The sequence below is a fragment of the Gardnerella sp. DNF01198P genome, assembly GCF_049244165.1.
Lineage (GTDB): Bacteria > Actinomycetota > Actinomycetes > Actinomycetales > Bifidobacteriaceae > Bifidobacterium > Bifidobacterium swidsinskii.
In genome coordinates, this window is record NZ_CP058382.1 from 1,291,937 (window position 1) to 1,317,404 (window position 25,468).

The window sequence follows — 25,468 nt, forward strand, 5'->3', positions numbered from 1 at the left end:
AGGAAATTCTAGCGTTGACCGGGGACAGAAAACACCGAAGTAGCGTGCGCTTTATTCGCCGCGCTGAGCCTTAATAATCTCGTCCGAAACGGCCTTCGGAACCTCCGCGTAAGAGTCCATCTGCATGGTGAACATTGCGCGGCCCTGAGTCTTGGAACGAAGATCGCCAATGTAGCCGAACATTTCGCTCAGCGGCACCTTGGCGTCGATAACTTTCACGCCAGTGGCATCAGTCATAGACTGGATGTTACCGCGACGAGAGTTCAAATCGCCCATGACGTCGCCCATGTACTCTTCTGGAGTACGGACTTCGACAGCCATAATTGGTTCGAGAATTACCGGATTAGCCTTAGGAGCAGCTTCCTTGAAGCACATGGAACCTGCGATCTTGAAGGCCATTTCCGAAGAATCGACATCGTGAGTCTGACCGTCGGTGACGGTTGCCTTTACACCCACAACTGGGAAGCCAGCCAAAACGCCGGATTCCATAGCTTCCTGCACGCCTGCATCGATTGAAGGAATGAATTCCTTGGTGATGTGACCGCCGGTAACTTCGTTGACAAACTGGTAGGTTTCGCCAGATTCTGTGTCGAGAGGTTCGAAGTTCATCAAAACCTTTGCAAACTGACCAGAACCACCGGTCTGCTTCTTGTGAGTGTATTCCTGGTTCATAACAGCCTTACGAATCGTCTCACGGTAAGCAACCTGTGGCTTACCAACATTCGCTTCGACCTTGAACTCACGACGCATACGATCAACGATAATGTCAAGCTGAAGCTCGCCCATACCGGAAATCAAAGTCTGACCAGATTCCTCATCGGTCTTAACCTGGAATGTAGGATCCTCGTCAGAAAGCTTAGCCAAAGCCAAGCTCATCTTTTCCTGATCAGCCTTCGTCTTTGGCTCCACAGCAACCTCAATAACAGGATCTGGGAATGTCATGGATTCCAAAGAAATTGGGTTCTTTTCGTCGCACAAAGTATCACCAGTGCTGACGTTCTTCAAACCAACGAAGGTGTAGATGTTACCAGCTTCAGCTGAATCTACAGGATTTTCCTTATCAGCATGCATCTGGAAAATCTTACCAACGCGTTCCTTCTTGGACTTCGTGGAATCGTACACGGAATCGCCTGGCTTTACTTCGCCAGAGTAAACGCGCACGAACACGAGCTTGCCATAGAATGGATGGGTTGAAATCTTGAATACCAATGCTGCGAATGGATCTGTATTAACTGGCTTACGGTCAATTTCAACAGATTCGTCGCCTGGCTTGAAGCCCTTAATAGATGGAACATCTTCTGGGCTTGGGAGGAAGTCGACAACAGCATCCAGCATTGGCTGAACACCCTTATCCTTGAATGCAGAACCGCAAGTTACTGGGAATGCCTTACGCTCAATGGTAAGCTTACGGATACCAGCGCGCATTTCTTCTTCAGTAAGTTCGCCAGTTTCGAGGTACTTCTCAACCAGCTCATCGTCAGCTTCAGCAACCTGATCCATAAGTTCAGCACGATACTGCTCTGCACGTTCCTGCAAATCTTCAGGAATGTCAACGGTGTCATAGTGAGCACCCATATCGTCCTTAACGTCATTCCAGACGTAAGCCTTCATACGAATCAAGTCAACAACGCCAACGAAGTCGTTTTCAGCACCGATTGGAAGCTGAATAACGAGTGGAGTTGCACCGAGCTTCTCCTTGATGGTCTTGACGGAATAGTAGAAATCAGCGCCAAGCTTATCCATCTTATTGATGAAGCAGATACGTGGGACGCTATACTTATCAGCCTGACGCCACACGGTTTCAGACTGAGGTTCCACACCTTCCTTACCATCGAAGACTGCTACAGCACCATCGAGCACGCGAAGGGAACGTTCCACCTCAGCGGTGAAGTCCACGTGACCTGGGGTATCGATGATGTTGATCTGATAGCGGTCATCAACGTCATGAGTTTGACGCTTCCAGAAGCAGGTAGTTGCAGCAGACTGAATAGTAATACCGCGCTCCTGCTCCTGAGCCATGAAGTCCATGGTAGAAGCACCATCATGAGTTTCACCGATTTTGTAGTTCTTACCAGTGTAGTAAAGAATACGTTCGGTGGTAGTAGTCTTACCAGCATCAATGTGCGCCATGATGCCGATATTACGAACCATATTCAGGTCGTTAAGCACATCTTGTGCCATATTCTTATCCTTAGCTCTTTAAGATACCGATTATCTTGTGGATTACCAGCGATAGTGAGCAAAAGCCTTGTTTGCTTCTGCCATCTTGTGGGTATCCTCGCGGCGCTTCACGGAAGCACCCAAGCCATTGGAGGCATCGAGAATTTCGTTGGCCAAGCGCTCAGCCATAGTCTTTTCACGACGAGCGCGTGAGAAGTCAGTAAGCCAGCGGAGGGAAAGAGTGTTTGCGCGAGCAGGCTTAACTTCGACTGGAACCTGATAAGTTGCACCACCAACGCGGCGAGAACGAACCTCAAGATTTGGACGAATGTTATCAAGAGCGCGCTTCAATACAGAAACTGGCTCCTGCTCGGTCTTTGCCTTCACCTGCTCAAGAGCGGTGTAGACGATGTTTTCTGCGATGGACTTCTTACCATCGAGAAGGATTTTGTTAATCAACTGAGCCACGACGGTCGAGCCGTAGATTGGATCAGGAAGCAGTTGATGCTTTTTTGCAGGTCCTTTACGTGACATGTTTTACTTCGCCTTCTTTGCTCCATACAGGGAACGACCCTGCTTGCGGTCCTTGACACCCTGGGTATCTAATGCGCCACGCACGATGTGGTAACGCACACCTGGGAGATCCTTCACACGGCCACCACGCACGAGCACGATGGAGTGCTCCTGCAAGTTGTGACCTTCGCCTGGAATATAGGCGGTTACTTCAATACCAGAGCTGAGGCGCACACGAGCAACCTTACGAAGCGCGGAATTTGGCTTCTTAGGAGTGGTGGTATACACACGGGTGCATACGCCACGACGCAGCGGGCTACCCTTCAAGGCCAAAGTCTTTGACTTTTTCGGCTTGGCCTGACGTCCTTTACGGACAAGTTGTTCAATCGTAGGCAACTTAAGTTCTCCGATTCATTGTTATCTTCTATTTGGTGAAAACCGCCACACTGCAGCACACCATAACCAAAGAATCGGTTAAAGAGTAAAAGCCACAGTCCACCGGCCCGATGGCCCTCGCGCCTCCAGCCACACATTACTGCGCGCTATCTTTGGCACTTGGGATATCCCAACCAACACGCCTATAACATAAGGCACGTTGTTGGCACACACGAATTGCTATTATACACCTAATCTTGACAATGCGATTAATAAAGTTTTAAAACCCTATTTAAGAATTGGACGCACAGGAGCAGACACATCTAAGCTGCGTTTATTACCAATTTTACTAGGATCATCAATAATCTTGGCAACAATAGCTTTCTTTAACTCAATCTGAGACGAATTGCCCCATATGATAGTTTTTTTAACATCCCCTAATTCTGTTTCGACAGAATCTTGAGTTTTTGCACTAACTTTCGTAACTCTAGCTCGCAAAGATTCCGAAAGTGAACTAACAATTTTTACAGCTTCAAGTACCGCTCTATTATTCAAACTTCTTTGCACATTTGAAACTTCGATAACAGGTATTCCTTGCGTTGGAACTTGAGCTACGGCATTTAACACGCGACCTTTAGCGTCAACAGCAGTTAATTTATTGCTATCTCGAGTTTTGAGCATTGCTGCAGGACGTTGCGCATGTACAGAAACATGCAAACCATTAGGGAAATTCTTAGAAACTTTTGCTTCAGTTACACCAGGAATATCGTTAAGTTGGTTAATTACTTCTTGAGAAGAAACTAAAAATAGCGATTTACCAACCTGAGTTGAAGCAATTGAAGCAATTTTTTGCTCACTCACCCACTCGTTAGAGCCAGAAATACTTATATCGTTAGACTTAAGAAGAAAAACTGGCGAGAAGAATAAAAACCAAACAATCGCTGAAACAGAAGCAATCACTGCAAGAATTGCAAGAATTCGTTTAACAGTAAATTGCAAATAAGCAGATTTACGTTCTTTCAAACGCTCTCGAAAATTAATTATTCTAGGACGAGTAATCATTCCAAGAGAACCAGAAGTTTGACTTAAAGTTTTTCTTACAAAATCAAGCTTCGGCAAAAGTCTAGCGTCAACAAACTTACCTTGATGATTTTTTTCATTGATATCAGCTACTCGTATTTGCGATGTGTTTTGGCTGATTATATGCCTTTGAAAACGCTGGTCTTTGCGCAACGACGAAGCAGATCTAGGTTTAGAAATATGAATTTTTTCATCACGCGTTTTTTTGATACTAGATTTTTTTATATTAGATTTTCCGATATTAGATTTCGCACCACGAGCTACACCACTACGCAATTCATTATTAAGCAATTCAGCACTACGAGACGCACTGCTACGAGACGCAATGCTGCTGGATTTATTACTACGAGACTCTTCAGTACGCGCAATATTAAGACTTGAAACGGTACGACGATGCGAATTATTTGCACCAGCATCGTACGATTTGCTTGACCTCACGCGACCCATAATTACCTCTCGTAATAATCTATTTATATTTTAATCGCTTAATTTCAAAGCACTACAATGCTTCTAGCATAACAGACGTCATAGCAGTAATACTTCCTGCACCAACTGTAAGCAGCACATCACCAGATTTTGCACGCGAAGCCAGTTTCAACGCAGCTTCGCGCATATCGTCAACCGCTTCAATTTTTACATCAAGATTCTGCAATTTTGCAGCTTTAACAATAGTTTCAGCATTAATATTTGGAAAATCTTCCTGCTTTTCGCGAGCTGGGAAAATTCCTGTAACAATTACGTCGTCTGCAAGAGCCAAAGATTTTGCAAACTCATTAGCAAAAGCCTGCGTTCTGGAGAACAAATGAGGCTGAAACAGCACGCGAAGGGTAGAAGAAGTGTACTTCCTTCGCGCAGCACGCAATAATGCAGCTATTTCAGTTGGATGGTGAGCATAATCGTCCACAACTGTCACGCCATCAACACATCCACGAATATCAAAACGACGAGACGCACCTCGGAAGCTTTCTGCACCACGAGCCGCATCTTCTGGATTCATACCGAGCAATACTGCAGCAACAATAGCTGCAGAAGCATTAAGCGCATTATGCAAACCTGGTATTAACAAGCTAACTTGCACCTTGTTCGAACATTTAGCATGTTCATCCAAAATTTTTTCTGGCAATACAAGCGTAAACATTTCGCGACCACTTACAGCTTGCTCATTTTCATGCTCAATACTTGCGAACATAGCTAATTTTTGTACGCGCGAGCTGAGTTTTAGGCTCCAAGTATCCAAATTACCGTAAGCAATTGTTTTGTTTAAAATATTATCCGGCATAGCTTCAAGTACTTTTCTAGCACCTTCGTCTTCTGCACAAATTATTACGTTATTAACAGCGTGACTTACGTGCTCAACAAATGCTTCTCTGTATCGTCCACTAGAGCCGTAATGATCCAAGTGATCTGCTTCAGCATTTGTTACGATTGCAATACTTGGGCTGTATTTTTCAAAACTTCCGTCAGATTCGTCAGCTTCAGCAACCATAACAATTCCATTGCCAGCATGACCGCCGTCTAAAACTGTTCCGTCTGCGGCTTGAATAGATCCGCCGATTGCGTAGCTTGGATCAGCCAAATCGCCTACTGCAGCCACAGTTAATATATGAGAAAGAAGTGAGCTAGTAGTTGTTTTACCATGCGCTCCAGCAACAGTCACACCAGTTTTTGCAGATAATAATAACGCAAGAATATCGCTGCGATGAACAAGTTTTATGCCGCGCTCATGTGCTGCCATAATCTCCGGATTGCTCGGTTTAATAGCACTTGAATACACGAGTACATCTGCATGCTCAACATGTGAAGCACTTTGTCCAATTTCTACTTCAATACCTAATTCTTCCAAGCGTTGAGTGTGATCATTTGCTTCACGATCGCAACCGCTTACGCTTACTCCCTCTTCATGCAACATTTCTGCCAGAACACTCATTCCAGCTCCGCCAATGCCAATAAAATGCGCTCGCCCTAGTTTTGAAATAGTTTGCGAATCATCAAACGCTGATTTTACTGGGTTTAAATCAATGTTGTTATGAGATGAAGTTGTATTGCTATTAAGATTAGTCATTACTTTCTGCCTTCTTTTGCGATTTCAAGAATACGCTTCGCCATAACGTCTGCAGCATCACGAATACCATAATTCCAAGATTTAGTGCGCATAGCTTGTAATTGCTTTTTGTTTTGCAATAAAGCTAATCCTTCATCTATAAACCACTTCGCATTGAAATCAGCATCATTTACCATTAATGCTCCCCCTGCATTTACTACAGGCTCAGCATTGAAACGCTGCTCGCCGTTGCCAATAGGCAATGGCACGTATACAGCAGGTAAGCCAAGTGCAGAAATTTCTGCAACCGTTCCAGCTCCTGCACGACATATAACTAAATCTGCACAAGCAAAAGCCCAATCAATACGCTCTAAATATTCTGCAATATGATAATCGCCACAACCAGCATGCTCTGGTTTAATATCATTTATTTGCGATTCGCCTACTTGCTTTGCAACTATATTTCGTACTTCTTCCGCTTTTGCGCGACCAGTTAAGTGAATTACTTGCGCATGTTTTAAAATATCTCCTGCTGCTGCAGCAACAGCTTGATTTATGCTTTTTGCACCCAAAGATCCGCCGGTAACAAGAATAATTGGACGTTTAGGGTCAACGCCAAGTTTTTGCGCACCTTCAACGCGAGCGGAATCATAATCTTTTTCTAATCTTTCACACAATTGAGAAATAGCAGGCCTAAGAGGTAAACCAACTCTTTCAACTTTGACACCTTTTCGTGTGCGCAAATCAGTATTCCCATAAACTGTTCCAACAGCATCAGCCCAACTTGCACCCAAGCGATTTGCCATTCCAGATTTAGCATTCTGCTCGTGAATCACAATAGGAATATGCTGCGCATGAGCTTGAGAATATACTGGAGCAGAAGCATAGCCACCGAAGCCCACTACTATATCTGCTTTTCTAGCGGCTAGTATATTTCGCACTTTGCGTTTTTCGCGCATCCATCGAATTGGAAACTTAATTGCATCTAGATTTGGCTTACGCGGGAACGGCACTTTTTCTATAGCGTCAAGTTCGTACCCTGCATTCGGAACAAGACTTTTTTCCAAACCAACTTCTGTGCCAATTACACTAATTAACGCTTCAGGATTGAGCTTTTTAATAGCGTTTGCAACAGAAAGCAAAGGATTGACATGACCTGCAGTGCCCCCGCCTGCAAGAACAATATGCACTTCATGCTCAATAGCATTATCAAATTTCATTTCACTACCCTTGTTATAACTTTCATATTATAAAAAGTTGTAAATACTTACTACTTCGATATAGTAAGTTGCGGATTGGAACGCATAAGACCATCAGCTACGCCAATTGCGACCAAACACATAACAAGCGAAGAACCACCTGCGGACACAAACGGCATAGGCACTCCCATAACCGGAAGTATTTGCACAACAACAAGAATATTAACTAATCCTTGGCCTACAATCCACGTTGCAATACACATTAATGTGATTGAAATAAATTGCGATTTCGCTTTTAATGCTGAAGATAGTATGCACCAACCAATAATTACGTATAGCAAAATCACTGCTGCTGCAACCAAAAAGCCCATCTCTTCGCCAATAATAGCGAAAATAAAGTCATTGTGAGCGTAAGGCAAATAATTCCATTTTTCACGAGAGTTTCCGATGCCAACGCCTAATAGTCCACCAGAAGCCATTGCATATTGAGCGTGAATTGCTTGGAAACAAACGCCTTTAGCTGATTTTGCATCACATCCGTGCAAAGTAGCAAGAATACGTCGCATACGATTTTGGCTTGTTAAAACCAAAAGAGCAACCATTATGCAAGCAATAAATATGCTTCCAACAAGCCATTTTGTTGGGAATCCACCTAAGTAGAAAGCTATAAGTGCAATAAGAATAATAATTAAAGCAGTACCAAGATCCTTACCTGCAATAACAAGCAACAACGATACGCCGAGTCCTGCTGCTACAGGAATATACGCGCGCATTTGCACACGCTCATATGCTTGTTTTGCAGCAATCAAAGCTACTGGAAGCCAAATACATAATGCAAGTTTTGTAATTTCTGCAGGCTGCAAAGTAATAGGGCCGAAAGCAATCCAACCAGCATTACCATTAACTTCACGTCGTAAACCTGGAACAAATGTTAAGAACTGTGCAATAACAGAAATAATGTAAATAACAGCAACGTATCGTCTATAAACTGTAACTGGAAGTCGAGAAGCGAAAATATAGCCAATTAAGCCTAAAACGCAATACATTGTTTGGTTTACGCCTTGACCCCAAGGTGCAATTCCGTAGGTGATCATAGTTACTGAAGAACTAGAAAACACCATAAATAAGCCGAAAATCGACAGTATAACCACTGATACTCTCATGCCGTATAAGCACCACAGTGGGTTAGTTAAACTGCGCAAGCCAACGTATTTCTTTAATTCTGAATCTTGAGTTTTGCGCTCTAACGAGTTTTTTGAGTAGTCTTTTTTCGAGGAAAATATTCCAGATACAGTATGCGCTAATTTTGCGTATTTGATTGACTTTGCCGGCTTTGCTGTATTTGCCGGCTTTGCTGTATTTGCTGGCTTTACTGTATTTGTTGGTTTCGCTAGCTTTGCTGGTTTCGCTGGTTTCGCAGCTTTCGACTTCTTTACATCTTTTACAAATTTTACAGATTCATTTAAAGAAGAACCTACAGATTTGCCAACTTTAGTAACAGAACTACTTACGGACTTACTTACAGACTTTCCTACAGATTTGCCTAATTCCTTACCCGCTTTGCTTGCATACGCTCCTGCTTTGCTTACGGACTCGCCTACTTTACTTGCTGAAGTTCTAATAGATTTTTTAAAAGATTCAAATTTTTGCTTTTGGGAAGAATGAGAAGAATCTGAATCTGTTTCAATATGATCTTCCATAATAACTTCTGAGACTTTGCACGCTAATGAACGCAAAAACTTTTTAGGCTTATTACTGTTGAATACCATGATTATGCACCCATCGTTGAGATTCTTTAGCAAAACGATTGCCGCGATCGGCGTACGAAACAAATTGATCCATAGAGGCACAAGCAGGAGCAAGCAGAACAACATCACCAGGCTTAGCATAACGCCCAGCAGCTTCTACAGTTTGACGCATAACAGCCTCACCGAATGAAGAATCAGGATTTACAAGCGAAGTATTCTCAATATACTCACAAACTAAGTCATCAACGCAATCATATGATTTAGCGCAAGAACCATCCTGTGAAACAATAGTTACTGGAATGTGAGGAGCTGAACTGTGAAGAGCTTCAACAATTGGACGTTGATCTATTCCAATAACAACAACTGCTTTAATCACATGAAGTTGGTTTGCAATTAAATCTTCAAAATGACCACCTTTAGCTAAACCGCCAGCAATCCAAACAACCGAATTATTAGCAAAACTAGCTAAAGATGCACAAGCAGCATGAGCATTAGTTGCTTTAGAATCATCTACAAATCTAATACAATGCGAAGGATTTTCATCTTCAGACATCAAAATCGCAACTGTTTGAATGCGATGACCTCCAGGAGCAAACTCGCGTAAAGCATGAACTGAAGAATCTACATCACCAGTTAAACCTAAAGCTAACGCTAACGCAGTAAGAGCATCAGCTAATAAATGCGGATACACACTGCCATCAGGCTCGCACAGATGTTTTAGCTCACGCAATTCGACAATAGGTTTTAGAGTGCCTTTAGTTCCTCCAGCAACACCGCTGTTATCGACAATCCAACCATCTTTTACGCCAATTTCACCATCTTTAGGCTCTTCTAACGTAAAACCAATCTTTTTACAGCCATCAGCAACTTGTGCACAATCTGCCAATTTGCTTACACGCTCATCTTGAGCATTGTAAACCAAAGCTTTTTGCACATTATTAAATACTTTTGACTTGTCACGAGCGTACGCTTCCATGCCACCATGCCAATCTAAATGATCAGCAGCAATATTAGTAATAGCAGCACAATCAAGAGCTAAAGAATCAGTGAAATGCAATTGGAAAGAGCTTAATTCAACACATAAGGCATCATGCTCACATTCCAAAGCAGCATGTGACACAGACTTTCCAATATTTCCCACGGCTGGAGCATTTAATCCGCAAGCGGTTAGCATTGCAGAAGTCATTTCTGTAGTAGAAGTCTTACCATTTGTGCCAGTAACGCCAATCCAATAAGCAGGTTTATTCGTGCGCTGAGAAGGTACGCGCAAGCGCCATGCTAATTCAACTTCGCTCATTATTGGAATATTGCGCGATGCAGCTTCTTGCAAAAATGGCGTGCGAGGGTTAAATACTGGAGATGTAACAACAGCATCGATTTTAGACCAGTCTATTGCTGAAAAATCATGTATATCGGCATCAGGCTTATTTTCGTCTGCAGTCACAGGCTCAGATCCAACAGCGCACAAAACCTCAGCTGCGCCACGACCAGAAACTCCAAGACCTGCAACTAATACACGCTTAAAAGCAAATGCTTTATCGCTTGTGCACGACTTACAAGTAGATTCAGACGAAACAGATACTTCATTGCCATCGACAATATTCATATTGAAGCCTTCCAATTTTTGAAATTAAATAAGCAAGCCAGAATGCCCTGCCCAATCGGCGTAGAACATCATAAGTGCAGAAAGCACAAACATAAGCTCAATCATCCAGAATCGCACAACAACCTTAGTTTCCGTCCAGCCGAGCAATTCAAAATGATGATGAATAGGAGCCATTTTGAACACACGCTTATGCGTAGCTTTAAAGAATCCAACTTGAATAACGTCACTTGCAGCTTCCATTACAAATAATCCACCCAAAATCACAGCCAAAAACTCTGTGTGAGTTGCAATAGAAAGAGCTGCAAATAATCCGCCTAAAGCCAACGAACCAGTATCTCCCATAAATACTTGAGCAGGATTCGAATTAAACCACAAGAATCCAAAGCAAGCAACAGCAGCACAAACAGCAATAATAGTTAAATCGAGAGGATCAGAAACAGCGTAAGAGAATCCGAAATGACCGCCTCCGCGCACATGGTAGCTTTCCCAGAAAGCAATCAAAGCGTAACCAGCAAAAGCAATCATAGAAGATCCAGAAGCTAAACCATCAAGTCCATCAGTCAAGTTTACAGCGTTAGACCAAGCAGCAATAAGGAAATTAACCCAAACAATAAATACTACAATTCCTACACCGTTGCCGAGTATAGAAAAATCAAAAAATGGTTTTTCAATAAAACTCATTCCAGGTTGAGCGCTAGCAATACCAGATTGAGTTGGCAATAGCAATGACAAAAGCGCGTAAATACTTGCAAAAATAATTTGACCAGTAAACTTCGCATGTACAGAAAGACCAAGATTCTGCTTTTTACGAACCTTAGCAAAATCATCAATAAAGCCAAGCAAACCCATTGAAAGCATTGCAAACAGCACCAAAACAGCAGACCATGAAGGCGAGCGACCAACAGAAACATATCTATAAAGAGCAGAAGCAGCCCAACCTGCTACTACAGCAAAGTTAATAACAACACCGCCCATAGTTGGCGTGCCGCGCTTTACTAAATGAGATTGTGGTCCATCTTGGCGAATGTACTGACCGTAGTGCAAACGATGCACTAAACGAATAAGCAAAGGCGTGCCAACAATCGTAACTACGAGCGACACCACAATTCCTACAATAAGCGCAATCACCGCTTAACCTCCGTTTACTGTTCCGTTTGCTATAATACTTAATTTATTAATTTCACACTTATATTGAGCATCGAGCAGTTAAATATTTGCCCAATGTTCAGCAAGCACACTCAAGCCTGAAGCATGAGAGCCTTTCAATAACACAACACTACTCGGATGCTCGGCCACAATTTTCCAAACAATATCATCAGCCTCATCCGCACTGTGCACAAAGTAGACTGCATCGTGAGAAGAAAGTAGTTTATTATTCCAAGAAGAACGTGCACCTTGAGCAATACAGTGAGCTAATTTATCTAAGTCAGAGTCCGTTTTTGAACCAACAGCAACAACTGCATCGACACTCGAATTTGCCACATATTCTCCAATATTTGTGTGCAATTCATCTTCGTTGCTGCCAAGCTCCAACATAGAACCAAGAACCGCTATACGGAAAGGTTTCGAAGATGCACTACAAGAATCATTTTCATAGGCGCACAAACCATCGATTCCTGCTTTCATAGAATCAGGATTTGCATTAAAGGAATCATCAATAAGTGTAAATTTCTCGTCATTCTTAGAAACTGTACTCAATTGCATGCGATGCGGGCTAATATGCGAAACTTTAGACAGCACAGAAGCAATATCATCTAAAGTCATTCCCAAATATCTAGCAACATTTGCTGCTGCAAGCGCATTCATAACATTATGCTCGCCTTGTATAGCAAGATGCACTTCAATATGATTCATTAGATCAGAAGAATTACTACGTTCAGTGGTAGTAAAAACTGCTTTACCAAAAGAATCTAACTTTATATTACTAGCTGAAAGTTGGTAGTCATCTTTACTAGCTGATTCCAGCAATCCGTTTTTAACATTTCTACCGAACCAGCGCACATGCTTATTTTCTACAAGACAAGACATTGCAGAAACTCGCTTATCGTCGGAATTTAATACTGCTATGCCATGTGGCAAAAGCCCACGCACAATCTCACTTTTTGCTTGCGCAATGCGCTCAACTGAGCCAAATTCACCTAAATGAGCCACACCAACTTTAAGCACTATTGCGAGATCCGGAGGAGCAATATGAGTTAAATTGGCAATTTCGCCAACATGATTAGCTCCCATTTCTGCTATTAAAAATCGAGTATTACTGCCAACTTGCAAAGCAGTAAGAGGCAAACCAATATTATTATTAAAAGATCCAACAGGAGCAACTGTTTCGCCTAGCGTGCTCAACAAAGCCTTCAACATATCTTTCGTTGTTGTTTTGCCAACGGAACCAGTAATACCAATAATAGTGAAAGGTTTGTTAAGATTGCGGCGAAGTTCCAAATTATGTTTAGCTAGCAAGCCCAGCGCTTCTATAGAATTATTCACAACTATTTGATTGAGATTAGTGCCTTCGACAACATGTTCAACAATAGCTACAACAGCTCCAGATTTTTCAGCATTCTTTACATAATCATGACCGTCAACATGTTCACCAACTATAGCTACGAACACAGAACCGTTACGGATTTGACGAGAATCACTAAAAACGGAATTTGCAACTAAATCTGTGTCACAACTATTAAACTCGTGTATTTCCCCATGAACAGCTTTAGCAATTTCGCTTATGCTCATAGGCATCATATCGGCATGATCTAAACTCTCAGCATTGCTGGCACACGAAGTTTCAACACAACTCATAACATCCTCCAAATTAGCCACATAATTAAAAGCTCTTAAACAAAACTCACGCAATTAATTTATTTGAAAACTCGAATGAAATCAGCATAATTCAGTGCAGTTCATGCGAAACTCGCAGCGCACTTTTAATAGTCCCACGACGAACACCAGCAGCTAACACCATTGCAATAGATAATGAAAGATGCCGCTGCACATCATTGCCACCAATTTGATCCGCTAATTCAGCTAATTCGTCAGACTCAGCCGATCTAGTAACACAATAAGCGTGCTCTCTTCCAGAAAAACCATAACGTTGACGCAACGCATAAAAACTCATGCCGGTTGCATATGCCGGGTAAAGCGGTGAAGAAGATGCCTTTGCACTAACTTTCACATTTGAGGCTGCATCTTTAGATTCAGAATTAGTATCAGAACTATCTTTAGACTTAGCATCAGATTGAGAATCAGACCCTGCGCCAGAATTGCTTTCATTCTGAGTTTGCTCAACGCCAAGAACATCAATACTGACGGATTGTAACGCGTTCTTAGCTAAAGTTGCAGAATTAAGTGCAATAACAACAGCTGCAGCACCATCTTCTGCACACACAGATAAAGCATGCTGTACATCTGCAATATTTAAAGGATATTGCAAAGACAATTCGCGCTGCAATGAAGTAGATCCAGCATCACTAATAACACCAACAGGATTACCTAACATATGCAAAAAATCAGCTAATCGCAAAACATTAGCATGGATCTCATCATCATCGTCACCAGCAATCGCAAATATTGCAACGCATGAAGAAGGATCTGCATTAATATCACAAGCAAGCTTGCCCAAAGCAACTGGATTAGCAGAAGAAACAAGCAAAGGCAGACCTAAATCTGCAGCCTCACCACGAAATTCTGGTGAAACTAATGCAGCATATGCCCCAGCATCACGTGCAGCTTCAAGCTGACGACGATCGATATGACCAATTGGCACAAATAATCCACCAGGACGCACATGACGCACATCATGAGCAATAGAAGTAATAGTTACCTCTGAAGCAAACGCAGGAACAACTTCAAAACCATAATTTTTTGCAGCAAAACCTAGCGTCACTCTAATTCTAGAGTATTCATCAACCGCACTCATTGCACACCCTACTTTATAGATAACAACATTGTAATGCGTACACTACCAATTCACAGGAACAGGATTTGTGCGTGGAGAAGAAGCTGGAATATCATACTTTTGCATTAAGAATTCTCCAATAGTTTTGAACAGTGGACCTGCAGTCATACCACCATAAATACCTTGTGGATCACGCAAAACAACTGTTATGACGAAGCGAGGATTATCCGCTGGTATAGCACCCGACCAGTCGCTGATTGTAGAGCTAAGTTTACCATCAGCGCCAGCAACTTCAGCTGTACCACTCTTTGCAGCAACACGATAACCATCGACACCAGCAAATCTGTGATAATGCTCACCAGAATTTTCCAAAGCATTCATCATTTGTGCAGCAACATTTTCATCCAAAACGCGCGTTCCTGCAGGACGAGGAGACTTCGTAACTCTACCATTAGAATCTATAACGGATTTAACTATTGACTGACGCAACCTAACGCCTTTATTTGCAATAGTTGCAATCGCATTAGTAAGCTGCAAAGCATTCACAGCATAACCCTGACCAAACAGAACGGTATCTTTCTTACGACCATCCCAAGCTTGAACGCTAGGAAGCAAGCCACAAGATTCTCCTTGCAAATTCAATCCCGAGTACTGACCAAGACCAAATTTATAAAGATACTCATAGCGTTTATCTATCGGATATTTTTCACCAGCCATAACCATACCGACGTTAGAAGATTCCGAAAGAATACCAGCTAATGTCCAACGCTCAACACCATGGCTAACAGCATCATGGAATGCTTGACCGTTCTTATTAAGAGTATTAGGAACAGCAAATTTATCAGTAAGCTTATGCGCACCAGTTTGTAACATTCCAGACATTGAGAAAGCTTTACCAATAGAACCAGGCTCAAAGGTTTGGCTTACAGCTCTAGAAACATTCACCTTAGCTTGCGTTGTTCCAGCTTTAATCTCATCAGTATCTTCCAAAGCAAGTATTTCGCCAGTACGAACATCTTGCACTATTGCAATACCCCAAGTTGCATGATATTTTTTCTTGCCATCAAGCAAAACTTTTTTAACATACCAATCGACATCGCTATCGATTGTGAGCTTAACATCACTTCCGTTGATTGCAGGCTTAGATTCAGTTACAGTACCAGGAATTTTTTCATTTCCTGCATTATTACCTTGATAACGCTGATATCCGTCCACGCCATTCAAAGTTGCATCTTTAGTAAATTCAAGACCTGTAACACCAACCTCGCCTTTACGATCTTTGACATCTTTACGATTAACTTCATCGGCATTAGCAACAGCACCAATAACAGATCCAAGAATAGGACCGCTTGAATATACTCGTTCACTACTGTTCTCTGCATAAATGCACCCCGAAAGATTCAAATCGTCAATAGCGCGTTTCATTGCAGGAGTCACGTTACGTTTTAATAAAACGTAACGACCAACGCCAGCCAGTTTTCCACCAAGTTCTACAGAACTCATGTGCAAAATCGGAGCAAGCAAACGGGCGACCGCCACAGCGCCCGTGCCTTCTACAGGCTTGCCATTAAGCATATGACAGTTATGCTCGGTTTGTTTTGTGCAAGGAGTCGGAACAAAAGCCTGAGCATTAAGTGGATCTCCAATAATATTAAATCGCTCAACACTTTGAGCCAACACAGCACCATTAGCATCAAGTATGCGCCCACGACGTGCAAGAATTGGTCGCACACGACTACGCTCAGCCTGAGCTGCTTGTGCAGTTGAGCGAGCATTAATAATCTGTATAAAACTTAGCTTTACTATTGCACCAACACCAATTAACGCAAAAACAATTGCAATTACGGTGCACTTACGCGCAAATATCTGCTGAGGAGCGAAACGTTGTTTGATTAAGTGGCGCATCAATGTTTCTCCTGTTTTGCTTTCTGTTGATATTGACGATTTTGTTGGTCTTGTTTTTGAGTTTTATTTGAGTTATTTGTTTGTTTTGAGTTATTTGTTTGTTTTGAGTTATCGGCTTGTTTTGAGTTATCGGCTTGTTTTTCGTGCTTAGTTTTCTCAGAATGACTATGTTTTCGTTTTGCTGCATAATCACTCAAGTCAATAGAAATAGAACCTTGTTGCGGAACCATTCCCATTCGTTGCGCTCTTGCAGGAAGTTCAGATTCCAAAGTATCTAATTTCGCTTGACGAGCTTCCACATCCTGATGCAAACGAGAAATACGCATCTGTACTGCAGTTTGGTCGAAGGAAATCTCTGCCATTTGCGTACGCAAAAGAAGCGAAGTCAACAACGTAACAACCATAAAAATCACAATAATCATGCAATTCACAAGAGGTACTTTGCGCGTATTGCTCCATGTCATAACCTTGCTGAATCGTTCAAGCACAGCAGAAGATTTACGTTGAGATGGGTTAAACACCGAAGGAGCAGAATTATGTACGTATTCTTTACGAGTCGAATTATCTTTAGTACGACCAGCTGGAGCTGAAGCAGAAGACGCAGAAGAGCGCAAAACACGATTTTGCATGTTCAATACCATGTCAGCGACCTCCTTTTATAGCTTTACGACCAGCCGCCTCATCTTCAAGCCTTGGAATCCAACGCTCCGGGATAGGGCGGCATAATTCGACAGCGCGCAAACGAACTGAAGAAGATCTAGTGTTATGAACAATTTCTTCTTTAGAAGCTTTCATAGCTCCGCGAGTAAGAGCTTTAAAGAACGGCTGAGCATCATCAGGAATAACAGGCATGTTTGCAGGAACATCAACTGTTAATCCTTGATTCATAAAACGTTTTACAGCTGTATCTTCCAACGAATGATAAGATTCAACAACTAAGCGACCATGCTCACGAAGATGTAAAGCAATTTTAGGAAGAGTACGGCTCAATTTATCTAATTCACCGTTCACTTCAATACGCAAAGCTTGGAACACTCGTTTTGCTGGATTTCCAGTAGCGCGATGAGCTTTCGGAATTACAGAGTCAACTAAGCTAACCAACTGACCCGAAGTAGCAATAGGCTCCGTAGCACGAACTTCAACAATACGACGAGCAATAGGAGAAGCAAAACGTTCTTCACCATACTCTCGGAAAATTCTAGTTAATTCTCGAGAATCATAAGTAGCTAAAATCGTTGCGGCAGTAGTTGCTTGCGTCGTATCCATACGCATGTCAAGTGCTGTATCGTGAGAATAAGAAAAACCGCGATCAGTTTCGTCAATTTGCAAACTTGAAAGACCCAAATCCATAAAAGCAGCATCAATACGGTCAATGCTGTTTTCTTGTAGCACTTCATCAATCTCATCGAATGCTGCATGTGCAGGAATAAAACGATTCTCGAGACCTTCGCTGCGCATTCTTTGCGTTGCTAACGAAAGTGCTTCAGAATCACGATCAATACCAATAAGTGTTGCAAAAGGCGCAGCTTTAAGAAAAGCAGTCGCATGACCAGCAAGGCCTAAAGTGCAATCTACTACTATTGCGCCTTTGTGTTGCAAAGAAGGAGTAACTAAATCAACACAATCCTGCAATAATACCGGTGCGTGAATAGCTGTAATATCTTTCATAGCATCAGTCATCACATCACCGCCGGAAGTACATCGTCAGCAATATCTGCATAACCTTGCTCACGATCGGCAAGATATTCTTCCCAAGCAGACTTATTCCAAATCTCTGCACGCGTACCAACACCAATAACAACAATTTGATCGCCCAAATTGGCGTAATCTCTTAACATTGGCGGCACAACAATGCGTCCCTGCTTATCTGGCTCTTCATCAACAGCACCAGAAAGGAACACACGAAGATAATCGCGAGCTGACTTATTGCTCATAGATGTGCGCTGAATTTGCGTTGCCATACGCTGGAACTCAACCATAGGTAGCACGTAAACACAATGCTCCTGACCGCGAGCCATAACAAAACCAGTTCCGAGCTGAGAACGGAATTTTGCAGGAAGTGCAACACGACCTTTATCGTCAATTTTTGGAGTATAAGTGCCTAACAAAATAGGTGTTGCTGGATGAGTTGACACAGCTTCTTGATATTGAGAAGCATAAAAAGGTGCAACTGGCATAGCTGCAGCTTGTGCAGACGAATCAGCAGCGCCGGACGGAGTGGAGGTGAAAACCGGTGCTGGCATATATTGCTGCATTGCTGGCATAACAGTTGAAGGCATACCATAATAACCCTGAATTGACTGCTTAGACTGTACAGGTTGAACAGGCTGAACGTATTGCTGCTGAGACACTTGTGAATCTTGCATTTGCAGTGGCATCTGCGATTGCTGAGAAACATTTGAATCAGCAGCTTGTTGAGCCTGATTTATGGAATGCGAAGAGGAAGAATTGGCGTTATTGCGCGGTTGCTTATCAGCAGCACGACGTGCCATACTCCACCTCCTTAACTCAACATGTACTATGCCATTTACACGTTGTTCACCATTTTACCCCATTCCTCCCCAAAAATCCCCACTTTTTTACAAAATTTTTGATTTTTTTGAAGCAAACCACCAATAGAAAACAAAAGACCCTCACGCAGCGCGACGACCTGCCTGAGCGCTGCGATTTAGCGCGCGAAGGCAACTCGGAGCGCCGAGCTTGCTCAGAGTTGAAAGCACAGTGTGCTTTCACCGCAAGCGAGGTCTGCCTTCGTCTCGATTGACGAAGGCAGGGCAGAGTTGCGTGGTTGCGCTTTAAAAACTAGGTTGTGGTTAGTGCGCGCTGACGACCTGCCTGAGCGCTGCGATTTAGCGCGCGAAGGCAACTCGGAGCGGAAACTCGCGTTGGAAGTCCAGTGGACTTCCAACGCGAGTTTCGTAAGCGAGCGCGTAATCCGCGCGAGCGCAATCTGCAGCAGTGTCCCAAAACATCAAACAAAAGGCCCTAACGCAGTACAGTTTCTGCGTTAGGGCCTCTAAAGTACAAAGTCGCTCGCGCTACAAACGCGGCAAATACTTCTCAAGCTCAAAAGGCGTAACCTGACGACGGTACTCTTCCCACTCTTGATGCTTATTGCGCAAGAAGTACTCAAAAGCGTGTTCACCTAATACGCTTGCAACGAAGTCCGAGCGCTCCATAATCTTTAGTGCTTCATCCAAGGATTCCGGCAATGGCTGAATACCCATTGCTTGACGCTCAGCATCAGTAAGCTCCCACACATCGTCGCTAGTTGGATCGCACAAAGTCATTTGCTTTTCAATACCATCCAAACCAGCAGCAAGAAGCACAGAGTAAGCAAGATACGGATTCGCCACAGGATCTAGCGCACGGAATTCCATTCGGCAAGAATTGCCTTTACCAGGCTTGTATTGCGGCACACGCAGAAGTGCAGAACGGTTGCTATGACCCCAGCAAACGTAGCTAGGAGCTTCCGCACCACCCCACAAACGCTTGTAAGAGTTCACGTATTGATCAGTTACAGCACAAATTTCTGAAGCATGATGCAAAATACCAGCCGCAAATTGACGCGCAATAAGAGACATATTAAATTCTTGACCTGCCTCATAAAAAGCGTTCGTGTCACCTTCGAACAAACTCAAATGCGTATGCATACCCGATCCAGGCTGATCAGTTAGCGGCTTTGGCATAAAGCTTGCATACATTCCGCGCTCAAGAGAAATTTCCTTAACTACAGTGCGGAAAGTCATAATATTGTCCGCGGTAGTAAGAGCATCTGCATAACGCAAGTCAATTTCGTTTTGACCAGGACCGCCCTCGTGATGCGAGTATTCTACAGAAATACCCATTTGCTCAAGCATACTAACTGCACTACGACGGAAATCCATAGCCGAACTTCTAGGAACGTGGTCAAAATAGCCACCCTCATCAATCGGCACAGGAGCTTTGGACCAATCATCTTGAGCTTCAAACAAATAAAACTCAATTTCCGGATGAACGTAGAAAGTAAATCCTTTTTCTTTCGCTTTTGCGAGCGCAGTCTTCAAAACGTGACGAGGGTCTCCCAGTGAAGGCTCTCCGTCTGGAGTTAGCACATCGCAGAACATGCGCGCTGTGCCTTCCGGACCTCCATGCCATGGAAGAATTTGGAACGTCGACGGATCCGGCTTCACAATCATATCGTCTTCTAGGACGCGAGTCATGCCTTCTATTGCTGAGCCGTCGAACCCTATTCCCTCTTCAAAAGCTGCTTCTAATTCAGCAGGGGCAATAGCAACGGATTTAAGCGTGCCTAAGACGTCCGTAAACCAGAGTCGAATAAAACGCACGTCTCGCTCTTCAACAGTACGTAGAGCAAACTCTTGTTGTCGATCCATAATAAACCCCTTGGGTATCATCCGGTTGTACGCATAGCCACGCACATATGCATATTCACGTGCAATTGTAGTGTATTATTTCGTATTGCGCTTCATATGTTGAGCTTATCTGCAATGAATTTACGTAATTGTAATGAAATTTCTACTTTCTAACGCAACTTCTTCAATTTAATATGCCAATTAATTGCTTAATTATTTTTACTTTCTTTTGCCATATTTTTGGAATAGCTCGTACGCGTTCGCATCGCTCAAATCGTCACTATTGAACATTTCTATATTTTGTTTCGAAATAGTTTCAACTGTTTCCATGCCAATAGCTAAATCTTCTACTGTACGCGACCACACAGCTAATGCCATAGGCGCAACTATTTCTTGCGGTTCGCAATTATATTCGTAAACTTTTGCAGTTAATTTATCAGCTCTATTTGTAATGAGCATAACATCCATTCCACGGAAGAAATCAACAAATTTTTGCACTGCTTCTTCCGGCTCATTGCCGTCCAAATTTTTTAATACTGCAACAGCACCTTGCTCTTCATCGAAGCATCGTGCTGAAACACTAGCCATTTTGCAAAAAGCAGCTAGTAACTGAGCAGGCTGCACATACGTAATCATTAACGCAACTTTTGCTTTATTTCCAAGCAAACCTTGCAAATCTTCTTCAAAATTAGCTTCTTCAATATTGCGCATAGCTTGATCAAGAAAATCATTTTCTTGATTATCGTCGCTTTTTTGGTTATTTTCTAAATTTTCGCTATTTAAATTTTCCTGCGACTCTTCTTTAAATTCACGTTCAAATCCAGCGAGCGCATTATCTAATTCCGCATCAGTAAAAGAAGTGCGCACAGAATCGTCATTGTTACGCTCACCATCATTTTTACGCTTATCGTCACTGTTACGCTCGTCACCGTTGTTTAACATATTCGTTATTTCCTCCTCTTTCAATGTAATTTCTTAAAGCATACCTAGTTTTATATTTTATCAAATCAGTAGTGCATATTTTCTACGCACTAGGCAAACAACTAGATCCAAAAACGATTTTCATTTCAGCAAACAAAGAAGTATCTCGCTTTACACGGAAACGATCTCCAAAAGTAAGAACTTGTGCCTTGCCTGTATCGTCGACAAGAGCCAAGCGCACTTCACAGCAGCCTGGATGTCGGCTCAAAATATTACTTAATTGCGCAACACGACCTTTATCTAGAACTTTACGAGGAATAACAACTGTTAAAGGTCTCTCATCCACTGATTCAAGAGTTGGTATTTCAAACTCTGTAGCACGCATGGAAACAGTTTCATCACGCACTTCAACTTGTCCACGAATACGCACAACTTGATCAATTGCAAGTTCTTGCGCTGAAGCTTCGTACACTTTGCCAAAGAACATGCATTGTATTGAACTTTCCATGTCTTCAACTGTGACAATCGCCCAAGCATTACCTTTTCGAGACACTCGCCTATCTACGCTCGTAACTAGGCCTGCAATAGTTACTTGCTGACCGTCGCTCATAGTTCTTGCTCTGTCGATCAGTTGAGCGATTGACATCTCACGTAAATCTGCCAAAACTGCAGACAATCCGCTTAGTGGATGATCAGAAACGTACAATCCAAGCATTTCTCGCTCAAAATTAAGCTTTGTCTTTTTATCCCACTCTTCAACATCAGGTACAGTAATTTGCATATCTCCCATACCGTTGTCGTCATCCGAGTCAGAAGACGAATCAAGATCAGCAAATAAATCAAACTGACCCTCTGCCTGCTTGCGCTTAAGCGCAATCACAGAATCAATTGCAGGATCACAAATTTGAAACAGCGCACGACGATTTGAATCAATAGAATCAAAAGCTCCAGCTTTAATAAGCGACTCTACTAAACGTCGATTAAGTGCACTAATAGGAACACGTTGTACAAAATCCATAAAGTTTACGAAACGTCCGCGCTCACCTTCACGCTCAGTAATAATATCGTTTACTGCTTTGTCTCCAACGTTACGAATAGCACCCAAACCAAAGCGCACAACATCTCCAACTGCAGAATACTCAAGAACAGACTCGTTTACATCAGGTTGCAAAACTTGAATACCCATGCGCCTTGCCTCGCCCAAGTACAGTGCAGTTTTGTCTTTATTCGTACGTTCGTTTTGAAGCAAAGCTGCCATAAATTCCACAGGATAATGCGTTTTTAGGTATGCAGTCCAGTAAGAAATCAAGCCATAAGCTGCAGAGTGAGCTTTATTAAACGCGTAACCAGAGAACGGAACCAAAACATCCCACACAGCTTGTGCAGCTTCTTCAGAATATCCGTGAGCTTTCATACCTTCAAAGAATGGCACCTGCTCTTTTGCCAGCACTTCCGGCTTTTTCTTGCCCATTGCTCGACGTAACACATCTGCTTTACCAAGACTGTATCCTGCTAAAATACGCGCTGCAGACTGCACCTGCTCCTGGTAAACAATCAAACCGTAAGTTTCGTCCAGAACTTCCTTTAACGGCTCAGCAACTTCTGGATGAATAGGGATAATATCTTGCAAACCATTCTTGCGCTTAGCATAATTCGTATGCGAATCCATATCCATAGGACCAGGCCTGTAAAGTGCAATCAAAGCCGAAATATCATTGAAATTATCCGGTTTCAAAGTACGTAGAAGCGCACGCATACCGTCGGAATCAAGCTGAAAAACGCCTAAAGTATCACCCCTAGAAAGCAGTTGATAAGTAGCTTTATCGTCTAACGGAATCTTAGTATAATCAATCGGATCCTTCCCATTATTTTCGATATTTCGCAAAGTATCGCGAATAACTGTCAAGTTGGAAAGACCCAAAAAGTCCATTTTTACAAGACCGAGCGTTTCACAAGTGTGATACTCAAAAGTTGTAGTAATAGTACCGTCAGTGCGCTCTAAAAGTGGCGAAGTGTTTGTGATTGGCTCCGAGCCCATGATTGTTGCACAAGCATGCACACCTGTTTGACGAATCAAACCTTCAATGCCCTTAGCTTCTTCCGTAATGCGATGAGTATCTGGATCCGTGTCGTACATTTCGCGAAACTCGCGCGCTTCAGCGTAACGCTTTGATTTTTCGTCGAAAATATCGTGCAAGCTCATATCTTTGCCGTTTTTAGCAGGAGGAAGAACTTTCGTAATTTTTTCGCCTACTGAAAACTCGTAGCCCATAATACGCGCAGAATCTTTAAGAGCTTGCTTCGTTTTAATAGTTCCGTAAATAACGCACTGAGCAACTTTATCTCTACCGTATTTTTCGCCCACGTATTCAAGAACTTTGGCCCTGCCATCCGGGTCAAAATCAACATCAATATCAGGCAAGGATACGCGCTCCGGGTTTAAGAAGCGTTCAAAAATCAGACCATGCTTCATAGGATCAAGCTCTGTGATGCCCATTGCGTACGCAACCATAGCGCCTGCAGCAGAACCACGACCAGGACCTACCATTACACCATGCGCTTTAGCCCAATTAATATAATCTGCAACAACTAAAAAGTATCCGCAGAATTGCATTTGGCAAATCACACCGCACTCGTAATCAGCCTGCTTTAAAACTTCCATTGGAATGTTGTTATTGTAACGACGCTCCAAACCTTCCTCGACTTTTTTAAGGAATAGCGAAGTCTCATCCCAACCTTCCGGGCAGTCAAATTGCGGCATAAAAGCGCCATCTTCGCCGTCGTCGAACATAACATTGCATCGACGAGCAATCTCAAGCGTGTTATCGCAAGCTTCTGGAAATTCTTTAAAAAGCTCACGCATTTGCTCAGCGGACTTCAAATAGTATCCTGAACCGTCAAACTTAAAACGGTCAGGATCGTCCAAGCGCGAACCGGAATTAATGCAAAGCATAGCATCTTGCGCTTCACGATCTTCTTCATGAACGTAATGCAAATCGTTTGTCGCAAGAAGAGGTGCGTTAAGTTTTTTTGCAATTTCAAGCAAGTCTTTAGTTACGCGCGTTTCAATAGAAAGCCCGTGATTCATAAGCTCAATAAAGAAATTGTCACGCCCGAAAATATCTTGAAACTCACCAGCTGCTCGTAAAGCCTCTTTGAACTGACCTAAGCGAAGACGCGTCTGGATAATTCCAGAAGGGCATCCTGAAGACGCAATTACACCTTTTGAGTAGGTTGAAAGCACGTCTTTATCCATACGTGGGTAGCGCATAACTCTACCCTCAAGATTCGCCACAGACGAAGCTTTAAGAAGATTTGTTAAGCCAGTATCGTTTTCCGCCCACAAAGTCATATGCGTAATTAAACCGCCGCCAGAAACGTCATCTGCACGCTGATCTTCCGTGCCCCAATGCACGCGACTTTTGTCTTGTCTTGCTGTTTCAGGAGTAACATACGCTTCTATGCCAATAATTGGCTTAATCCCAGCTTTTACAGCCGTACTCCACATTTCGTACGCGCCGTGCATGTTGCCATGATCCGTAATAGCTACAGCCGGCATACCTAATTCTTTAGCGCGCGCTACTAAATCAGGTATTTTTGACGCACCATCTAGAAGTGAATAATGCGTGTGATTGTGCAAATGTACGAAGTTGGTTTCCGGCTGAGTCATAAA

At 42.8% G+C, this 25,468-nt stretch carries 18 protein-coding genes; all 18 read right to left on the minus strand.

The window, feature by feature from the left end; genetic code table 11:
* Positions 1 to 51: 51 nt before the first annotated feature.
* The 18 genes from fusA to dnaE all read right to left on the minus strand — a co-directional run bounded on the left by fusA (position 52) and on the right by dnaE (position 25,465).
* Positions 52 to 2,181 carry an elongation factor G gene (gene fusA, locus HXT44_RS05615; RefSeq protein WP_004107409.1) on the minus strand — a complete coding sequence of 710 codons (2,130 nt, stop codon included), beginning with the start codon at positions 2,179 to 2,181 and terminating at the stop codon, positions 52 to 54.
* Positions 2,182 to 2,223: 42 nt separating this feature from the next.
* Entirely contained in the window at positions 2,224 to 2,694 is a 471-nt protein-coding gene (rpsG, locus tag HXT44_RS05620; RefSeq protein WP_012914396.1) for a 30S ribosomal protein S7, read from the minus strand.
* A 3-nt stretch (positions 2,695 to 2,697) separates the two neighbouring features.
* Positions 2,698 to 3,069, minus strand: coding sequence for a 30S ribosomal protein S12 (gene rpsL / locus HXT44_RS05625; RefSeq protein ID WP_003813881.1), 372 nt, complete (start codon positions 3,067 to 3,069; stop codon positions 2,698 to 2,700).
* Between the two features lie 267 nt (positions 3,070 to 3,336).
* Positions 3,337 to 4,575 (minus strand): cell division protein FtsQ/DivIB, encoded by a 1,239-nt coding sequence (locus HXT44_RS05630; RefSeq protein WP_076003022.1) that lies wholly within the window; start codon positions 4,573 to 4,575, stop codon positions 3,337 to 3,339.
* Between the two features lie 52 nt (positions 4,576 to 4,627).
* A complete protein-coding gene (gene murC, locus HXT44_RS05635) occupies positions 4,628 to 6,190 on the minus strand; it encodes a UDP-N-acetylmuramate--L-alanine ligase (RefSeq protein WP_288231239.1) in 1,563 nt (520 codons plus the stop codon).
* Entirely contained in the window at positions 6,190 to 7,389 is a 1,200-nt protein-coding gene (locus HXT44_RS05640; protein WP_288231240.1) for a UDP-N-acetylglucosamine--N-acetylmuramyl-(pentapeptide) pyrophosphoryl-undecaprenol N-acetylglucosamine transferase, read from the minus strand. The genes murC and HXT44_RS05640 overlap by 1 nt, the downstream gene beginning before the upstream one ends.
* A gap of 50 nt (positions 7,390 to 7,439) precedes the next feature.
* On the minus strand, positions 7,440 to 8,651 hold the full coding sequence (locus HXT44_RS05645; protein ID WP_421783219.1) for a peptidoglycan glycosyltransferase FtsW: 1,212 nt from the start codon (positions 8,649 to 8,651) through the stop codon (positions 7,440 to 7,442).
* Between the two features lie 469 nt (positions 8,652 to 9,120).
* Positions 9,121 to 10,722, minus strand: a complete 1,602-nt coding sequence (gene murD, locus HXT44_RS05650; RefSeq protein WP_288231243.1) for a UDP-N-acetylmuramoyl-L-alanine--D-glutamate ligase — start codon at positions 10,720 to 10,722, stop codon at positions 9,121 to 9,123.
* Positions 10,723 to 10,746: 24 nt separating this feature from the next.
* Positions 10,747 to 11,850 carry a phospho-N-acetylmuramoyl-pentapeptide-transferase gene (gene mraY / locus HXT44_RS05655; RefSeq protein WP_004108513.1) on the minus strand — a complete coding sequence of 368 codons (1,104 nt, stop codon included), beginning with the start codon at positions 11,848 to 11,850 and terminating at the stop codon, positions 10,747 to 10,749.
* Between the two features lie 78 nt (positions 11,851 to 11,928).
* Positions 11,929 to 13,518, minus strand: a complete 1,590-nt coding sequence (locus tag HXT44_RS05660; protein ID WP_033888465.1) for a UDP-N-acetylmuramoyl-tripeptide--D-alanyl-D-alanine ligase — start codon at positions 13,516 to 13,518, stop codon at positions 11,929 to 11,931.
* Positions 13,519 to 13,609: 91 nt separating this feature from the next.
* Positions 13,610 to 14,635 carry a hypothetical protein gene (locus HXT44_RS05665; RefSeq protein WP_004108517.1) on the minus strand — a complete coding sequence of 342 codons (1,026 nt, stop codon included), beginning with the start codon at positions 14,633 to 14,635 and terminating at the stop codon, positions 13,610 to 13,612.
* A 42-nt stretch (positions 14,636 to 14,677) separates the two neighbouring features.
* A complete protein-coding gene (locus tag HXT44_RS05670) occupies positions 14,678 to 16,519 on the minus strand; it encodes a peptidoglycan D,D-transpeptidase FtsI family protein (protein ID WP_004108519.1) in 1,842 nt (613 codons plus the stop codon).
* A complete protein-coding gene (locus tag HXT44_RS05675; protein ID WP_004108521.1) occupies positions 16,519 to 17,160 on the minus strand; it encodes a hypothetical protein in 642 nt (213 codons plus the stop codon). Before HXT44_RS05675 ends, HXT44_RS05670 begins: the two co-directional genes overlap by 1 nt.
* A gap of 1 nt (position 17,161) precedes the next feature.
* The gene (gene rsmH / locus HXT44_RS05680) at positions 17,162 to 18,187 is read right to left on the minus strand and encodes a 16S rRNA (cytosine(1402)-N(4))-methyltransferase RsmH (RefSeq protein WP_033888517.1); all 1,026 of its coding nucleotides are present in this window, start codon (positions 18,185 to 18,187) and stop codon (positions 17,162 to 17,164) included.
* 11 nt (positions 18,188 to 18,198) lie between these two features.
* The gene (gene mraZ, locus HXT44_RS05685) at positions 18,199 to 19,011 is read right to left on the minus strand and encodes a division/cell wall cluster transcriptional repressor MraZ (RefSeq protein WP_004108525.1); all 813 of its coding nucleotides are present in this window, start codon (positions 19,009 to 19,011) and stop codon (positions 18,199 to 18,201) included.
* A 546-nt stretch (positions 19,012 to 19,557) separates the two neighbouring features.
* Positions 19,558 to 20,895, minus strand: a complete 1,338-nt coding sequence (gene glnA, locus HXT44_RS05690; RefSeq protein ID WP_004107357.1) for a type I glutamate--ammonia ligase — start codon at positions 20,893 to 20,895, stop codon at positions 19,558 to 19,560.
* A gap of 198 nt (positions 20,896 to 21,093) precedes the next feature.
* Entirely contained in the window at positions 21,094 to 21,816 is a 723-nt protein-coding gene (locus HXT44_RS05695) for a hypothetical protein (protein WP_004108527.1), read from the minus strand.
* Between the two features lie 82 nt (positions 21,817 to 21,898).
* Positions 21,899 to 25,465 (minus strand): DNA polymerase III subunit alpha, encoded by a 3,567-nt coding sequence (gene dnaE, locus HXT44_RS05700; protein ID WP_012914404.1) that lies wholly within the window; start codon positions 25,463 to 25,465, stop codon positions 21,899 to 21,901.
* Positions 25,466 to 25,468 lie beyond the last annotated feature (3 nt).

Excerpts from the sequence above, each read along its gene's own strand:
- glnA (WP_004107357.1), bottom strand. The coding sequence starts at position 20,895 with ATGGATCGACAACAAGAGTTTGCTCTACGTACTGTTGAAGAGCGAGAC.
- HXT44_RS05695 (WP_004108527.1), bottom strand. The coding sequence starts at position 21,816 with ATGTTAAACAACGGTGACGAGCGTAACAGTGACGATAAGCGTAAAAAT.
- dnaE (WP_012914404.1), bottom strand. The coding sequence starts at position 25,465 with ATGACTCAGCCGGAAACCAACTTCGTACATTTGCACAATCACACGCAT.
- mraZ (WP_004108525.1), bottom strand. The coding sequence starts at position 19,011 with ATGGCACGTCGTGCTGCTGATAAGCAACCGCGCAATAACGCCAATTCT.
- HXT44_RS05640 (WP_288231240.1), bottom strand. The coding sequence starts at position 7,389 with ATGAAATTTGATAATGCTATTGAGCATGAAGTGCATATTGTTCTTGCA.
- HXT44_RS05675 (WP_004108521.1), bottom strand. The coding sequence starts at position 17,160 with ATGGTATTGAACATGCAAAATCGTGTTTTGCGCTCTTCTGCGTCTTCT.
- rpsG (WP_012914396.1), bottom strand. The coding sequence starts at position 2,694 with ATGTCACGTAAAGGACCTGCAAAAAAGCATCAACTGCTTCCTGATCCA.
- HXT44_RS05670 (WP_004108519.1), bottom strand. The coding sequence starts at position 16,519 with ATGCGCCACTTAATCAAACAACGTTTCGCTCCTCAGCAGATATTTGCG.
- HXT44_RS05665 (WP_004108517.1), bottom strand. The coding sequence starts at position 14,635 with ATGAGTGCGGTTGATGAATACTCTAGAATTAGAGTGACGCTAGGTTTT.
- rsmH (WP_033888517.1), bottom strand. The coding sequence starts at position 18,187 with ATGAAAGATATTACAGCTATTCACGCACCGGTATTATTGCAGGATTGT.
- murC (WP_288231239.1), bottom strand. The coding sequence starts at position 6,190 with ATGACTAATCTTAATAGCAATACAACTTCATCTCATAACAACATTGAT.
- HXT44_RS05630 (WP_076003022.1), bottom strand. The coding sequence starts at position 4,575 with ATGGGTCGCGTGAGGTCAAGCAAATCGTACGATGCTGGTGCAAATAAT.
- murD (WP_288231243.1), bottom strand. The coding sequence starts at position 10,722 with ATGAATATTGTCGATGGCAATGAAGTATCTGTTTCGTCTGAATCTACT.
- HXT44_RS05660 (WP_033888465.1), bottom strand. The coding sequence starts at position 13,518 with ATGAGTTGTGTTGAAACTTCGTGTGCCAGCAATGCTGAGAGTTTAGAT.
- fusA (WP_004107409.1), bottom strand. The coding sequence starts at position 2,181 with ATGGCACAAGATGTGCTTAACGACCTGAATATGGTTCGTAATATCGGC.